The sequence below is a fragment of the Brevundimonas staleyi genome (genome assembly GCF_041893865.1).
GTDB lineage: Bacteria > Pseudomonadota > Alphaproteobacteria > Caulobacterales > Caulobacteraceae > Brevundimonas > Brevundimonas staleyi.
The window spans coordinates 1,777,687-1,791,798 of sequence record NZ_CP169082.1 but is presented as its reverse complement, the minus strand read 5'-3'; the positions used below and the strand labels follow the sequence as shown (position 1 = coordinate 1,791,798).

Genomic DNA, 14,112 nt, shown 5'->3' with positions numbered 1-14,112 from the left:
ATCGCTTGACTTCCGAACCCCGCCGTCCGACCTCGGGCGGATGACTTCGTCCGCCCCGCCAGTCCCCACGGAGGACGCCGCCTCGCGCCCCCTGATCGGTCGCATCTGGCGCGACTATCTGTCGGGCCGGAAGACGGCGCTGATCCTGTCGCTGGTCTGCGCGGCCATCGCGGGTATCGCCAACGCCACCATCCTGCAGATGCTGCAGCCCGCCATCGACGGCATGTTCCAGTCGAAGCCGGTCACCGTCGCCGGCGTCTTCGTCGTCCAGCCCGAACATGCGTTGCTGGCCATCCCCGCCGTCATCGTCGGCATCGCCCTGATCTGGACCATGGCGGCCCTCGGTCAGGCGGCCCTGGTCAACCGCATCGGCCACGGCATCGTCGGCGACATCCAGGTCCGGCTGTTCGGCGCCATGATCCGCGCCGACCTCGCCCGTTTGCGCAGCCAGCATTCCGGCGCCTTCGTCTCGTCCGTCCTGTTCGACGCCAACCTGGTGCGCGAGGCCTTCACCAACGGGGTGGTCAACTACACCCAGCACGGCCTGACCCTGATCGCGGTCATCCTCTACATGGCCTGGTCGGACTGGAAGCTGACGGCCATCGTCCTGCTCGGCGCGCCCCTGATCGCCTATGTCATCCGCCGCTTCGGCAAGCGGATGCGGAAGGCCACCACCGGCGCCATGGTCGAGACCGAGAACCTGTCCACCGCCCTGATGGAGAACCTGGACGGCGTCCGCCTGATCAAGATCGAGAACCGCGAGGCCGCCGAACAGGACCGCGTCGCCGAGGTCATCGACCGCCGCCAGCGCCACGTGATCAAGTCCGCCGACAGTCGCGCCTTCGCCGGCCCCTTCTCCAACCTGGTCGCCATGCTGATCGTCGCCGCCGTCATGGCCTATGCCGGCTGGCAGGCGCGTCAGGGCGAGATGACGGTCGGCGCCTTCGCCGCCTATGTCGGCCTCCTGATGTCCGCCGGTCAGTCCCTGCGTCAGGTCACCAATCTCCAGACCGTGATGGCCGAGGGGCTGACCGCCGCGCGGCGTCTGTTCGCCTCGCTGGACATCGCGCCTGAGATTCGCGAGGCCGCCGCGCCCCAGCCCCTGCCGCCCGGCCCGGCCACGGTCGTCTTCGACGACGTGACCTTCAGCTACGGCTCGGCCCCGACGATCACCGACGTCTCCCTGACCATGAAGCCCGGCGAGACGGTCGCCTTGGTCGGTCCGTCCGGCGGCGGCAAGTCGACCCTGCTCAGCCTCCTGCCGCGCTTCTACGACGTGACCTCGGGCAAGGTGTCGATCAACGGGACGGACCTGCGCGCGCTTTCGCTGTCGGACCTGCGCGCCCGCATCGCCCTGGTGACCCAGGAGCCCTTCCTGTTCGACGACACCATCGCCGCCAACATCGCCTACGCCCGGCCCGAGGCCACCCCGGAGCAGATCGCCGAGGCCGCCCGCTCCGCCGCCGCCCACGACTTCATCACCGCCCTGCCCGAGGGCTACCAGACCCGCGCCGGCGAGGGCGGCATGCGTCTGTCGGGCGGCCAGCGCCAGCGCATCGCCATCGCCCGCGCCTTCCTGAAGGACGCCCCGATCCTTCTGCTGGACGAAGCCACCTCGGCGCTGGACACCGAGAGCGAGACCCTGGTCCAGGCCGCGCTGGAGCGTCTGATGGCCGGACGATCAACGTTGATGATCGCCCATCGCCTCTCCACCGTCCGCCACGCCACCCGCATCGTCGTGCTGGAAGCCGGCAAGATCGTCGAGAGCGGGACCCACGCCGCCCTGGTCAAGAAGGGCGGCCTCTACGCCCGCCTTGCCAAGCAGCAGTCGCTGGACGGAACCCCGCCCGTCGCCACGGTCGCCTGACGTGAGGCCGCTCCGCAACCCCGTGATCCAGACCATCCTGTCCTCGGTCCTCGCCGCCTGGATGAAGGTCTGTTTCGCCACCATCCGCTGGACCTACGAAGGTCGCGAGCACGCCGAACAGGTCTGGTCCGACGGCGGCGGCGTCATCTGCGCCTTCTGGCATTCGCGCATCGGCCTAAGCCCTGCCTGCTGGGATCTGGCGCGAGCCCAGCCCGCCAAGGCCCTGATTTCGCTCAGCCCCGACGGTCAGTTCATCGCCAAGGCCGTGGCGCTGCAGGGCTTCCCCGCCGTGCGCGGCTCCTCGGCCAACAAGGACAAGGCCGATGCCGCCAAGGGCGGGTCGCGCGCGCTTCGCGACGGTCTGAAACAGCTGAAGATCGGCGCCCTGGCCATCACGCCCGACGGCCCGCGCGGCCCGGTCCGCGTCATGGCGGAGGGGATGCCCCTGATGGCGCGGATGTCAGGCGCGCCGGTCCTGTTCATCGGCATGAGCTGCAATCCGGCTGTCCGCCTGAACAGCTGGGACCGCGCGCTGCTGCCCCTGCCCTTCGGCCGGGGCGCCATCGTCTATGACGTCCGCCACTATCCCGAGGGCGCCGACCTGGCCGAAGTCACCGGCCCCTGGACCGAGCTCCTGACCGCCGTGGAGGCGCGCGCCGACGCGATCACCGGGCTGGAGCGGCTGTGACCTCCCTCTTCTCCCGTCACCCTCGGGCTTGTCCCGAGGGCCTATTTGTCAGCCGCAGACGCGACTGGATCGCCATCCCGATCCTGCCGACAAAGGTCACCCGCGCCGCACCGATGGATCCTCGGGACAAGCCCGAGGATGACGGAATTTGGGAGAATGTCGGATGACTCTCCCTCTCCTCGCCTACCGCTTTCTGACCCGGGCGCTGGAGCCCCTGGCCCCGCGCCTGCTCGACGCCCGCGTCAAACAGGGCAAGGAGGATCCGGTCCGCGTCGACGAACGGCTCGGCGTCACCCGGGTCGAACGGCCCGAGGGCGAGGTCGTCTGGCTGCACGGCGTCAGTGTCGGCGAGACCCTGTCCCTGCTGCCCGTGGTCGAGCGGTTCGTGAAGGCCCGGCCCGACCTGACCGTCCTCGTCACCTCGGGCACCCTGACCTCCGCCGAGTTGCTGGCCCGGCGTCTGCCGCCCGGCGTCATCCACCAGTTCGCCCCGGTGGACGCGCCCGGCGTCGTCGCCGCCTTTCTCGACCACTGGCGCCCGTCGCTCGGCGTCTTCGTCGAGTCCGAGCTCTGGCCCAATCTGATCCTGACCGCACGCGACCGGAAGATCCCGCTGGCCCTCGTCAGCGCCCGCATCACCGAGAAGACCGCCGCCGGCTGGGCGCGTTTCCCAAGATCGGCCCGCAAGCTGCTGGAATCCTTCGACTGCGTCCTGCCCCAGGACATCGTCTCCGCCGACCGGGTCCAGGCCATGGGCGGGCGGGTCGATGGGCTGGTGAACCTGAAGCTGTCCGGCGGCGCCCTGCCCCACGACGCCCGCGCCTTCACGACCCTCAGCGCCGCCATCGGCGACCGGCCCGTGGTCGTCGCCGCGAGCACCCATGAGGGCGAGGAGATCGCCACCGTCCGCGCCCTGGATCACCTGACCGAGCGGCTCTGCCTGATCCTGGTCCCCCGCCATCCGGAGCGCGGGCCCGAGATCGCCACCGCCCTGACCCGCGACGGCTACCGCTTCGCCCTGCGCTCGCGCGGCGCCCAACCGAACGCCGAGACCGACCTCTATGTCGCCGACACCTTGGGCGAACTGGGGCTGTTTCTGCGTCTGGCGGACGTCGTTGTCATGGGCGGATCGTTCGGTTCCTTCCTGGGGCGGGAGCCCTGGGGCGGGCACAATCCGCTGGAGCCGGCCCGCCTCGGCAAGCCCGCCGTGACCGGCCCCGACAATTCCAACTGGCAGGCGGTGACCGCCGACCTCGTGGGCGCCGGCGGCCTCGCCGTCGTCCATTCGCCCGGCGACCTGCCCGGCGTCGTCGCCCCCCTGTTGGCCGATCCCGCCGCCGCCCGCGCCATGGGCGAGCGCGCCCGACGCGCCGCCGCCGACGTGGGGGCCGGTCTCGACCGCCTGTGGGACGCGCTTCACCCCCTGTTGCCGCCGGTGCGCCGATGAAGCTCGGCACCCCCCGCTGGTGGTATCAGCGCGACGGCCGCCACGGCCGTGTCGCCCGCACCCTGCTGAAGCCCGCCTCCTGGATCTGGAGCGCGGCCACCGCGCGCCGCATCGCCCGCGCCGCACCGGTCGATGTGGGCGTGCCCGTCATCTCGATCGGCAACCTGACCGTCGGCGGCTCCGGAAAGACCCCGGTCGCCCGCGAGGTTCTGCGCCTGTTGCGGCAGGCGGGCGCCGAGGCTCACGCCCTGTCGCGTGGCTATGGCGGCAAGCTCACCGGACCGCTGCGCGTCGATCCCACCGTCCACACCGCCGCCGACGTCGGCGACGAGCCCTTGATGCTGTCAGGCGACGCACCCGCCTGGATCGGCGCGGACCGGGTCGCGGGGGCGCAGGCCGCCGTGGCGGGCGGGGCGAGGGCCCTGGTCCTCGACGACGCTCACCAGAATCCCGCTCTGAAGAAGACCGTCAGCCTGATCGTCGTGGACGGCGAGACGCGCGGCGACGAATGGCCGTTCGGCGACGGCTCGGTCTTCCCGTCCGGCCCGATGCGGGAACCGCTGAAGGCCGGTCTGGCCCGCGCCGATGCGGTCGTGATCCTGCTGCCCGACGACGCCCCGCCGGCCGATCCGGAGTTGCTGGCCGTGTTCGGCGACCTGCCCGTGTTCATCGCCCGGCTGGAGCCCGCCGGCCCGCCGCCGCTCGGCCCCCAGGTCGGGTTCGCCGGCATCGCCAAGCCGTGGAAGGTCGAACGCTCCCTGATTGCCGCCGGCTGCGCCCTGAAGGATTTCGTCCCCTTCCCCGACCACGCGGAATACCGACCGGAAGACCTCGCCTTCCTCGCCGACCGCGCCGAGGTCTTCGACGCCGGTCTGGTCACGACCGAAAAGGACTGGGTCCGCCTGCCTCCCGACTGGCGGACCCGTGTGGTCTCCTGGCCCGTCGCCGCCCGGTTCGAGGACGAACCGGGCTTCGCCGCCTTCCTCGATCAGTCGTTGCGGTAGACGACCCCGCCCTTCATCACGAAGGCCATGCGCTCCAGCGCCGTAACGTCGGCGAGCGGATCGCCCTCGACCGCCACGATGTCCGCCGGACGGCCCGGCACGATCGTACCGGCCTGATCAGAAATCCGCAGATGCTCGGCCGCCACCACGGTCGCCGCCTGAACGGCCTCCAGCGGCGTCAGGCCGGCGCGAACCAGAAGCGCGAACTCCTGGGCGTTGTCGCCGTGGGCCGAGACGCCCGTGTCCGTGCCGAACGCGATCCGCACCCCGCCCTCATGCGCGCGCCGCGCCATGTCCAGCATCCTGGGTCCGGCTTCCAGCGCCTTGGCCGTCTGGGCGGGCGTGAAGAAATTGCCCGGGCTCGACGCGATCAGCGCCACGAAATCTCCGGCCAGCAGGGTCGGCACCAGATAGGTCCCCTCGCGCCGGAACAGCCGGATCGACTCGTCGTCCAGATAGGTGCCGTGCTCGATCGAGTCGCCGCCGGCCCTCAGGAAGGCGTTGATGCCGTCCACCCCGTGGGCGTGGGCCGTCACCTGACGCCCCATCCGGTGGGCCACCTCGACGATGGCGGCCAGTTCGGCGTCGGTGAACTGCTGGGCCAGGCCCGCCGCCGTGTTCGACAGCACCCCGCCCGTCGCGGTGATCTTGATGATGTCAGCGCCCGAGCGGACCTGGGTCCGCACCGCCCGCATGCAGTCCTCCGGCCCCGAACAGACGCTCTCGGACGACAGCAGGTGCATGATGTCGTCGCGGTATCCGTTGATGTCCCCGTGGCCGCCATGGATCGAAACCGCCGAACCCGAGGCGATGACACGCGGTCCCGGCACGTCGCCGCGACGGATCCCGTCCCTGAGGGCGAAGACCGCATCGTTATCGCCGCCGAGGTCGGCCACGGTCGTGAACCCGGCCATCAGGGTCTTGCGCGCGAAGCCCGCGCCGACGATGGCGCTGTCCGCCGCATCCCGCGTGACGGCGTCCAGACGCCCCGTCGGGCTCTGCTGCGAGGTCAGGTGGACATGGCTGTCGATCAGGCCAGGCAGCACAAAGGAGTCCCGCAGATCGACCACGTTCGGGCCCTCGCCGACGAAGCCGTCGAGGATTTCCGTGATTTGGTTCCCTACGATCACGAGAGTTTTATCGCGCAGCACCACGCCCGATTCCGGGTCCGCCAGAAGCCGCCCGGCCTGAACGAACGTCGTTTCTCCGTTGGCGGGAAAAGCCTGTGAGGCCGGGCCCTGCTGGGCCAGCGACGGCGTGGCGAGCGCCAGAACGGCGGCGGCGGCCAGTGCGGCGAACTTCATGAACCTCTCCCTTTTATGTTGGCGTCACCATACGCGCTGGCGGATTTCGGCCAAGGCTCCGGTTGAACCGGGCGGCGTCTTTGTGAAACAAGCCATCCCTTCGGCACATAACCGCTACGAAGGGCGTCGCATGCGGCTATCGAGACGGGGTTTGATTCTGGGCGGTTCGGCGATGCTCGCCGGCTGCGCCACCGCACCTGCCGCCGTCGAGACGCCGATCGTGCTGGCGGCCGCGCCGCCGCCGCCGCCCCTGCCGCGCATCCCCCAGATCACGCCGCCGCCGCTGGACCCTCAGCGTCTGGTGCGTCCGGAGCTGATGAGCCGGGCCATGGCGGCGCTCGACGTCCACAGCCACAAGATCACCCTGCGCGACCGGATGTATCTGGTCGATTTCCAGAAATTCTCGGGCGACCAGCGCCTGTACGAGGTCGACCTGATCGGCGGCCGCGTCACCGCCTTCCGCACCTGCCACGGCCGCGGCTCGGACCCGGAGCACTCCGGCTTCGCCCGCCGGTTCTCGAACACCCCGGAAAGCTATATGTCCTCGGTCGGCGCCTACGCCACCGCCGGCGCCGGCTGGGGCTCGCAGCAGGGACCGAACGTCCTGCTGGACGGTCTGGAATATTCCAACAACATGGCGCGCGACCGGGCGATCATCGTCCACGGCGCCGACTATGCGGACCCGGCGTTCCTGGCCCGCGAAGGCAAGCTGGGCCGCAGCTACGGCTGCTTCTCCACCGCCCACACCGACCTGCCGATGCTGCGCGAGCGCATGGGCGAAGGCCGGCTGCTGTTCGCCTACGCCTGATTGTTGGACTTCCGTGCGGAATGCCGGATGTCGATGATCTCGACGAGACTGGTCGAAACCAGATATCTGATGGCGTAGGGTCGGACGATCACCAATTCGCGAGCCCCGTTCGCAAGAAGCCGCCCTCTGTCCGCGAAATAGTCCAAGCTCTCACCGGCTGATCGCAGGCGCATCACGAACCGCCTCGCTGCCGACGGGCTGAAATCGGCGATGTAGTCGTGAATCTGGACAAGCTCATCCAGAGCGTGGTCGGTCCAGACTATTCGCCGCACTTCGGTCGCGGCAAAGGATTGTCGGTTCCCCAGGATGCGACCCAACGCATCACGGCCTCATGGCTCACCACCCTGCCCGCCTTGAGGTCGGCCAAACCGCGCTCGAACGAGGCGCGGTCAGCCTCCTCGTCGATCTCGTCGAACAGATCGGCGTCGTCGGCCTCATGCGGCAGCGGCTCGTTCATGGATGCATGCATAGCATGATCCACGCGTGCCGTCAGTCGCGATCCAACGCGCGCCAGCCGATATCGGTGCGGTTGAAGCCGCCCGGCCAGTCGATCTTGCGGATCGCCGCATAGGCCCGCTCGCGCGCCTCTGCGATATCGTCACCCTCGGCGCAGACGCTCAACACACGGCCGCCCGCGGCCACCAGGGTGCCGTCGTCGCGCTTCTTGGTCCCCGCGTGGAAGACCTGAACGTGGGGTCCGAAGTCCTGGTCCGCGCCCCGAATGATGGAGCCTTCCAGCGGGCTGTCGGGATAGCCCTTGGCCGCCATGACCACGCAGATCACCGTCTGCGGCTTGAACTCCGGCGCCGGCAGACGCGACACGTCCCCGCGGGCGCAGGCCAGCAGATAGGGCACGATGTCCCCGGCCATCCGCATCATCAGGACCTGGCATTCCGGGTCGCCGAAGCGGGCGTTGAACTCCACCACCTTGGGGCCGTCCGCCGTCGCCATCAGACCGGCGTAGAGCACCCCCTTGTAGGGCGCGCCCTCGGCCGCCATCGCCTTCAGGGTCGGCTGCACGATCTTGCGATCCGCCGCCAGAACCAGCTCCTGATCGAACACCGGCGCCGGCGAATAGGCGCCCATGCCGCCCGTGTTGGGCCCCAGGTCGCCGTCATAGGCGCGCTTGTGGTCCTGCGCCCCGCCGAACAGGACGGCGCGCTGGCCGTCGCACAGGGCGAACAGGGAGCCCTCCTCGCCCTCCATGAACTCCTCGATGACGACGCGCGATCCGGCCGAGCCGAACCGGCCGCCCAGCATGCGCTCGATCTCGGCCTCGGCGTCGTGGCGGTCGGGGCTGATGGCCACGCCCTTGCCGGCGGCCAGCCCGTCAGCCTTGATCACATAGGGAGGTCGGAAGACCGACAGGGCCTCCTTGGCGTCCGCGACCCGGTCATAGACGCCGTAGTTGGCGGTCGGGATCTCGTGCCGTTCCAGGAAAGCCTTGGAGAAGGCCTTGGAGGTCTCCAGCTGGGCCGCCTTGGCGCTGGGACCGAAACAGGGAATGCCCGCCGCGTTCAGATGGTCCGCCAGACCCGACGCCAGAGCCGCTTCCGGTCCCACGACGACCAGTCCGACCTTCAGCTCGCGCGCCAGCCGGGCCAGACCCTCGGCGTCGTCGGCCTTCACGTCCGGCACGCACTCGGCGACGCGGGCGATGCCGGGATTTCCGGGCGCGCAGAACAGCCGATCCACCAGCGGCGATTGCCGCATTTTCCAGGCCAGGGCGTGCTCGCGCCCTCCCGATCCGACCAGCAGAATATCCATGGGCGCGGAATGGCCGCGCCGGGCCTGATGGTCAAGGCCCGGCGAGGGTTCAGCGTGGTTTAGCGGCGGTTACGCGCCCGGTCCGGTGTAGGCCGGGAGGGCCTGCAACTGAGCCGCCGTCATGGTGGTGGTCAGGTCGATCTCGGTCTCGCGACGCAGCGAGGTCACGGCGTCGATCGGCACGACCACGTCCTTGTCGACGCCCTCCAGATCGATCACCAGACCGGTCACCTTGCCCGCAGCGTCCAGAACCAGGGTCTCGACGTCGCCCAGATCGGTGAACTCCGGCCCCGGCGACAGCAGGTCGGCCTCCTCCAGCTCGGCCCGCGTCAGGCCCAGGGCCAGGGCCGTCTGGGTCGCGGCGGTGTCGGCGCGGGTGTCGCTGACCGCGACCGGCTCACCACCCGGCGTCGCCTCCACGGCGTCCGGCTCGGGGCTTCCGCAGGCGGCGAGGCCGAGCACGGAAGCGGACAGAACAGGCAGCAGGAACAGTCGGTTCATCGAAACTCTCTTCACTTCGCTAGAGGATGGCCGAGACCACATAGACGACCGCCACGGCCATCAGGATCAGCGCCACGATCACCCAGATTCCCACGGCCGGCGTCTTGCTGCGACGGGCCAGATCCCGCTCACGCGGGTCGGGCGTGTCGTTGCGGATCGGTTCGGGGGCGGGCATGGCATGACAACGAGACCGCCCCTTGGCCGTTCCCGTCCACGATGACGCAGCCTATGCTGGGCGAATGACCGACGACTACGTTTTCGCAGGCCCCGCCGACCCCGAACCGGCGCCCGCACGCGACAACAATCCGCCCCAGTCCGTCTCCGACCTGGCCTTCGCCCTGAAGCGCACACTGGAGGATCGGTTCGGCCACGTCCGCCTGCGGGGCGAGGTGTCCAAGGTCAATTTTCACGCCTCCGGCCACGTCTATCTGACGCTGAAGGACGACAAGGCGGCCATCGACGGGGTGATCTGGAAGGGCTCGGTGCGCGGTCTCGGCGTGCGGCCGGAGACGGGCCTGGAGGTCATCGTCACCGGCAAGATCACCTCCTACCCGGCGCGGTCGTCCTATCAGATCGTCATCGAATCGATGGAGGCGGCCGGCGCCGGCGCCCTTCTGGCCCAGCTCGAACGGCTGAAGGTGAAGCTGTCGGGCGAAGGCCTGTTCGACGTCGCCCGCAAAAAGGCCATTCCCCTCTATCCGCGCACCATCGGGGTCATCACCAGCCCGACCGGCGCCGTCATCCGCGACATCCTGCATCGGATCGCCGAACGTTGGCCCTGCAACGTCATCGTCTGGCCGGTGGTGGTTCAGGGGGACGCGGCCTCGGGACAGGTCGCCAACGCCATTCGTGGTTTCGACGCCATGAGCCCCGGCGGCCCCATACCCCGTCCCGACCTCCTGATCGTCGCGCGCGGCGGCGGGTCGGTGGAGGACCTGTGGTGCTTCAACGACGAGGGTCTGGCCCGCACGGTCGCGGCGGCGTCGATCCCGATCATCTCGGCCGTGGGTCACGAGACCGACACCACCCTGATCGACTTCGTCTCGGACCGCCGCGCCCCGACCCCGACCGGCGCCGCCGAACTGGCCACGCCTGTGCTGGCCGACCTGCGCGCGTTCGTCACCGATCTGGAGCGGCGGCTGGACCGCGCCGGCGCCCGTCTACTGGAGGACCGCCGGGTCCGCCTGCGCTCCGTCGCGCGCGGCCTGCCCGCCCGGCCGGAGGAGCTGGTCGCCCTGGCCCAGCAGCGCCTCGACCACGCCTCCAGTCGCCTGGCGTCAGGCCTGAACCGCAACACCGAACTGCATCAGCGTCGCCTGATCACGGCCGGGGGCCGCTTCTCTCCGGCCCTGCTGGATCGCGCGCTCGAACAGCGCACGGCCCGTCTCGAAGGCCAGTCCGCCCGGCTGGGCGCGGCGCTCGGGGCCAATGCCGCCGTGCATGAGCGTCGCCTGCTGAAGGTGGCGGGCCGTCTGTCGCTCGACCCGATCCATCGGCGTCTGGACCAGCGCGTCTCACGCCTCGACAGCGTCGCCGCGCGTCTGGCCCGGCCCGTGCCCCAGTCGCTGGAGCGCGCGGAGGCCCGCCTTTCCGCCCTCGCTCGCGCCCTGGCCACCCTCGACCCCAAACGTCCCAAGCCCGGCTTCGCCCGCATCGACGATGAGACCGGGGCGATGGTGTCGTCGGCGGCGGCCTTGTCGCCGGGTCAGGCGGTGACGCTGGTGTTCCCGGATGGCTCCAAGGACGCCCGGATCGAGGGCGAGGCGCCGATGCGGCCGAAGGCGCCGGTGGCCAAACCGAAGGCGACGCCGGCAGGACAGGGCGATCTGTTCTAGATCCCTCTCCCAGAGGGAGAGGGCTTGAGGTTCGGAGAGCGAAGCGATCCGCCAACCGAAAGGGTGAGGGGTTACTGTGCGTCCGGCCTCCCACCGTAACCCCTCACCCTTTCGCGCCAGAACACTCGCTCACGCTCGTGTGCGCTCAAGCCCTCTCCCTCTGGGAGAGGGTCACCGACACTGCTATCCTGCCCTCATGACCACCGCCCCCTCCCCCGCGACCCTTCACTACGGCGACGGCGAGTTCGCCGTGCTCAAGCCCGGCCCGTTCGTCCTCTGCGCCGTCTCCGGCAAGCCGATCCCGCTGGAAATCCTGCGCTACTGGTCGGTCGAGCATCAGGAGCCCTACGCCGGCCCGACCGAGGCCCTGTCGCGGATGGTCGATCAGTGAACCCGTCGCGGCGCGGGCTGATCCTCGGCGCCGGCGCCGCCTCCCTCGCCGGTCCGACGCTCGCCCAGACCGACGGCCTCGTCCTGAACGGCCGCTTCGTGCAGGGCGGGTTCGCCATGGGCCGGGCCGCGCCCCGCGCCATCGTCTTCGTCAACGGCGAGGCCCTGACCACCGCCTCGGCGGCCGGGCTGTTCGTCGTAGGCTTCGACCGGGACGCCCCGCCCTATGTCGACATCGAGGTCCACGCCGGAAACTCGGTCGGGGGCCGGGTCGCCCGCCGCACCCTGACCGTCGCGCCGGGCAGCTTCCCCTCCACCCGTATCAACGGCCTGCCGCAGTCGACGGTGGAGCCCAGCGATCCCGCCCTTCTGGCCCGCATCCAGCAGGAGATCGCGCTGAAGACCGAGGGTTTCGCCAGCCGCGCCGACGCCGACGACTTCCGCTCCGGCTTCGCCTGGCCGCTGGATGCGTACCGCGTCACCAGCCGCTGGGGCTCCCAGCGGGTGCTGAACGGCACCCCCGCCCGGCCTCACTACGGCATCGACCTGGCCGCGCCAGCCGGATCGCCGATTCGCGCGCCGGCCGACGGGATCGTCACCTTCGCCCGGCCGGGGATGCATTTCGAAGGCGGCCTGACCCTGATCGACCACGGCCAGGGTCTGATCACCGCCTATCTGCATCAGTCGCGGATCGAGGTCCTCCCGACCCAGAGGGTTGCACGCGGAACGATCATCGGCCGTGTCGGCGCGACGGGTCGGGCGACCGGTCCACACCTCTGTTGGCGGATGAAATGGCGGGACCGGAACTGCGATCCGTCGTTGCTGATCGGCCAGAACGCGCCGGAAAATAGCTAGTTCTTACAGTCACGCTATCGTTGGTCGTGGACCGGGACCGGCTTTCCCCCTAGAGGAATCGCTTGACCGCCGTAGGGGCGGTGTCAGCCTGTCGCCAAATGTCCGCCCTTCAATCGCTCAACATCCTGCTGGTCGACGACAACCAGCACATGCGAGCCATCACCTCCGCCATTCTCCAGTCCGCCGGCATCCGCAACATCCGCGAGGTGTCCGACGGCGCGATGGCGCTCGACTGCCTGCGCGACCACGCCATCGACCTGGCCATCGTGGACTTCAACATGTTCCCGCTGGACGGGGTGGAGTTCACCCGTCTGGTCCGCAACAGCCCCGACAGCGCCAATCCCTATCTGCCGATCATCATGATGACCGGCCATTCGGAGAAGCACCGGGTGGTCGAGGCGCGCGACGCCGGGGTCACCGAGTTCGTGGTCAAGCCGATCACCGCCAAGGCCGTATTCGACCGCATCCAGGCGGTCATCCTGCGCCCCCGCCCCTTCGTGAAGACGGAGGACTATTTCGGTCCCGACCGTCGCCGCACCAATGCGGGCGGCGTCTACAAGGGCCCGCGCCGTCGCTCGACCGACCCGGCCGAGACTTCCGCCGACAAGACCTCGTCGCAGGAAATCTGAAGCTTCAGTCGGCCTGTTCCAGGGCCCGATAGACCTTGTCCGGCCAGCGTTTGTGGACCCAGAACCAGTCCACCGGATGCTCGCGCACCCGCTCTTCGACGAAGGTGGTGATGGCCTGGACGCCGCGCGCGATGTCGCCCGCCCGGTCGCCGGTATCCTTGACCTCGATCGGATCGTGCGCCGTCACCCGGAACCGCACGCCGGGCAGTCGCACGACCGACATGGGCTGCAGCACCGTTCCAAACCTCAGGGCCAGACGGCTGGGTCCCGGCGCGGCGTTCACCGGCTGGCCGAAGAAGACGACCTCCGGCCCCTCTGAAAACTTCTGGTCGTTCATCAGGGCGACCGACTCGCCACGCCCCAGCCCGGCCAGCAGCTCCCGCGCTCCGTCCCCGCCCTTGGGCGCGAACAGCTTGACCCCGTATCGCGCCCGCGCCGCCACGATCTGGGCGTCGACATAGGGGTTGTTCGCGGCGCGATAGGTGACCTGCACCGGAATACCCGATGCGACCAGCACCGCCGCCATGGTCTCGATATTGGCCATGTGGCCGGACACGAAGACCACGGGCTTGCCGGAGGCCCGGATGGCCTCCAGCCGCTCGGCCCCGACGATGTCGATCCGCCCGCTGTCGGGGGTCAGCCGGTCCATGATCCCCGTCTCGGCGAAGGTCCGGCCGGTCTGTTCCCACTGGGCGAGCGCCAGCGCCTTGCGCTCGTCCTCCCCCATCTCGGGGAAGGCGATCCGCAGGTTCCGCATCACGGTCTTCTGGGTGCCGGTGATCGGCCCCAGGGTCTTCAGCACCCAGCCGCCGAAGTTCGACGCCGCCTCCAGCCCGATCAGCCGCATCAGGCCGATGAAGCCGGCGAACAGCGCCGCCTCCACCCGCCAGATTAGGTCTTGCCTCACATCAGTCACCGTCACCCTCGGGCTCGTCCCGAGGGCCCATGGTTCCGGTCGCAAGGCTCGCAGGGCAGCGGACACGCTGCGGCGCCACGCAGGCTCTCGCCTTGATTTCC

At 69.8% G+C, this 14,112-nt stretch carries 16 protein-coding genes; 9 read left to right on the top strand and 7 right to left on the bottom strand.

All coding sequences use genetic code 11. From position 1 onward, the window contains the following. The first annotated feature begins 40 nt into the window (after positions 1–40). The 4 genes from ACETK8_RS08925 to lpxK all read left to right on the top strand — a co-directional run bounded on the left by ACETK8_RS08925 (position 41) and on the right by lpxK (position 5,006). A complete protein-coding gene (locus ACETK8_RS08925; protein WP_374039147.1) occupies positions 41–1,867 on the top strand; it encodes an ABC transporter ATP-binding protein in 1,827 nt (608 codons plus the stop codon). A 1-nt stretch (position 1,868) separates the two neighbouring features. Then, positions 1,869–2,555: a lysophospholipid acyltransferase family protein gene (locus tag ACETK8_RS08920; protein ID WP_374039146.1), complete on the top strand. Its 687-nt coding sequence runs from the start codon at positions 1,869–1,871 to the stop codon at positions 2,553–2,555. A 163-nt stretch (positions 2,556–2,718) separates the two neighbouring features. Further along, positions 2,719–4,002: a 3-deoxy-D-manno-octulosonic acid transferase gene (locus tag ACETK8_RS08915; RefSeq protein WP_374039145.1), complete on the top strand. Its 1,284-nt coding sequence runs from the start codon at positions 2,719–2,721 to the stop codon at positions 4,000–4,002. Then, positions 3,999–5,006 (top strand): tetraacyldisaccharide 4'-kinase, encoded by a 1,008-nt coding sequence (gene lpxK, locus ACETK8_RS08910; RefSeq protein WP_374039144.1) that lies wholly within the window; start codon positions 3,999–4,001, stop codon positions 5,004–5,006. Before ACETK8_RS08915 ends, lpxK begins: the two co-directional genes overlap by 4 nt. Here lpxK and ACETK8_RS08905 read toward each other — a convergent pair. After that, positions 4,991–6,310: a metal-dependent hydrolase family protein gene (locus ACETK8_RS08905; RefSeq protein WP_374039143.1), complete on the bottom strand. Its 1,320-nt coding sequence runs from the start codon at positions 6,308–6,310 to the stop codon at positions 4,991–4,993. The two genes, lpxK and ACETK8_RS08905, sit on opposite strands and share 16 nt — an antisense overlap. A 172-nt stretch (positions 6,311–6,482) precedes the next feature. Between ACETK8_RS08905 and ACETK8_RS08900 the strand changes: the two genes are divergently transcribed. Continuing rightward, positions 6,483–7,118 carry a murein L,D-transpeptidase catalytic domain-containing protein gene (locus ACETK8_RS08900; protein ID WP_374039142.1) on the top strand — a complete coding sequence of 212 codons (636 nt, stop codon included), beginning with the start codon at positions 6,483–6,485 and terminating at the stop codon, positions 7,116–7,118. Here ACETK8_RS08900 and ACETK8_RS08895 read toward each other — a convergent pair. The 5 genes from ACETK8_RS08895 to ACETK8_RS08875 form a co-directional block, all read right to left on the bottom strand. Further along, positions 7,109–7,390: a type II toxin-antitoxin system RelE/ParE family toxin gene (locus ACETK8_RS08895; RefSeq protein ID WP_374039378.1), complete on the bottom strand. Its 282-nt coding sequence runs from the start codon at positions 7,388–7,390 to the stop codon at positions 7,109–7,111. The two genes, ACETK8_RS08900 and ACETK8_RS08895, sit on opposite strands and share 10 nt — an antisense overlap. Next, the gene (locus tag ACETK8_RS08890; RefSeq protein ID WP_374039141.1) at positions 7,378–7,575 is read right to left on the bottom strand and encodes a CopG family transcriptional regulator; all 198 of its coding nucleotides are present in this window, start codon (positions 7,573–7,575) and stop codon (positions 7,378–7,380) included. Before ACETK8_RS08890 ends, ACETK8_RS08895 begins: the two co-directional genes overlap by 13 nt. Positions 7,576–7,607: 32 nt before the next feature. After that, a complete protein-coding gene (gene purD / locus ACETK8_RS08885; RefSeq protein WP_374039140.1) occupies positions 7,608–8,885 on the bottom strand; it encodes a phosphoribosylamine--glycine ligase in 1,278 nt (425 codons plus the stop codon). A 69-nt stretch (positions 8,886–8,954) separates the two neighbouring features. Beyond that, entirely contained in the window at positions 8,955–9,386 is a 432-nt protein-coding gene (locus ACETK8_RS08880; RefSeq protein ID WP_374039139.1) for a PRC-barrel domain-containing protein, read from the bottom strand. Between the two features lie 19 nt (positions 9,387–9,405). Beyond that, complete coding sequence (locus tag ACETK8_RS08875; protein WP_374039138.1) at positions 9,406–9,561, bottom strand: hypothetical protein; 156 nt, start codon at positions 9,559–9,561, stop codon at positions 9,406–9,408. A gap of 64 nt (positions 9,562–9,625) precedes the next feature. On the opposite strand from ACETK8_RS08875, the gene xseA reads away from it, so the two are divergent. The 4 genes from xseA to ACETK8_RS08855 all read left to right on the top strand — a co-directional run bounded on the left by xseA (position 9,626) and on the right by ACETK8_RS08855 (position 13,095). After that, positions 9,626–11,221 carry an exodeoxyribonuclease VII large subunit gene (xseA, locus tag ACETK8_RS08870; RefSeq protein WP_374039137.1) on the top strand — a complete coding sequence of 532 codons (1,596 nt, stop codon included), beginning with the start codon at positions 9,626–9,628 and terminating at the stop codon, positions 11,219–11,221. Between the two features lie 196 nt (positions 11,222–11,417). Then, positions 11,418–11,612 carry a DUF2093 domain-containing protein gene (locus ACETK8_RS08865; RefSeq protein WP_374039136.1) on the top strand — a complete coding sequence of 65 codons (195 nt, stop codon included), beginning with the start codon at positions 11,418–11,420 and terminating at the stop codon, positions 11,610–11,612. After that, complete coding sequence (locus ACETK8_RS08860) at positions 11,609–12,466, top strand: M23 family metallopeptidase (RefSeq protein ID WP_374039135.1); 858 nt, start codon at positions 11,609–11,611, stop codon at positions 12,464–12,466. Before ACETK8_RS08865 ends, ACETK8_RS08860 begins: the two co-directional genes overlap by 4 nt. Positions 12,467–12,564: 98 nt before the next feature. After that, positions 12,565–13,095 (top strand): response regulator, encoded by a 531-nt coding sequence (locus ACETK8_RS08855; RefSeq protein ID WP_374039134.1) that lies wholly within the window; start codon positions 12,565–12,567, stop codon positions 13,093–13,095. A gap of 4 nt (positions 13,096–13,099) precedes the next feature. Here ACETK8_RS08855 and ACETK8_RS08850 read toward each other — a convergent pair whose 3' ends face one another. Further along, positions 13,100–14,002 (bottom strand): lysophospholipid acyltransferase family protein, encoded by a 903-nt coding sequence (locus ACETK8_RS08850; protein WP_374039133.1) that lies wholly within the window; start codon positions 14,000–14,002, stop codon positions 13,100–13,102. Positions 14,003–14,112 lie beyond the last annotated feature (110 nt).

Coding starts and splice junctions, on each gene's coding strand:
- ACETK8_RS08900 (WP_374039142.1), top strand. CDS start 6,483: ATGCTCGCCGGCTGCGCCACCGCACCTGCCGCCGTCGAGACGCCGATC.
- ACETK8_RS08925 (WP_374039147.1), top strand. CDS start 41: ATGACTTCGTCCGCCCCGCCAGTCCCCACGGAGGACGCCGCCTCGCGC.
- ACETK8_RS08915 (WP_374039145.1), top strand. CDS start 2,719: ATGACTCTCCCTCTCCTCGCCTACCGCTTTCTGACCCGGGCGCTGGAG.
- ACETK8_RS08875 (WP_374039138.1), bottom strand. CDS start 9,561: ATGCCCGCCCCCGAACCGATCCGCAACGACACGCCCGACCCGCGTGAG.
- lpxK (WP_374039144.1), top strand. CDS start 3,999: ATGAAGCTCGGCACCCCCCGCTGGTGGTATCAGCGCGACGGCCGCCAC.
- ACETK8_RS08855 (WP_374039134.1), top strand. CDS start 12,565: ATGTCCGCCCTTCAATCGCTCAACATCCTGCTGGTCGACGACAACCAG.
- xseA (WP_374039137.1), top strand. CDS start 9,626: ATGACCGACGACTACGTTTTCGCAGGCCCCGCCGACCCCGAACCGGCG.
- ACETK8_RS08880 (WP_374039139.1), bottom strand. CDS start 9,386: ATGAACCGACTGTTCCTGCTGCCTGTTCTGTCCGCTTCCGTGCTCGGC.
- ACETK8_RS08865 (WP_374039136.1), top strand. CDS start 11,418: ATGACCACCGCCCCCTCCCCCGCGACCCTTCACTACGGCGACGGCGAG.
- ACETK8_RS08890 (WP_374039141.1), bottom strand. CDS start 7,575: ATGAACGAGCCGCTGCCGCATGAGGCCGACGACGCCGATCTGTTCGAC.
- purD (WP_374039140.1), bottom strand. CDS start 8,885: ATGGATATTCTGCTGGTCGGATCGGGAGGGCGCGAGCACGCCCTGGCC.
- ACETK8_RS08905 (WP_374039143.1), bottom strand. CDS start 6,310: ATGAAGTTCGCCGCACTGGCCGCCGCCGCCGTTCTGGCGCTCGCCACG.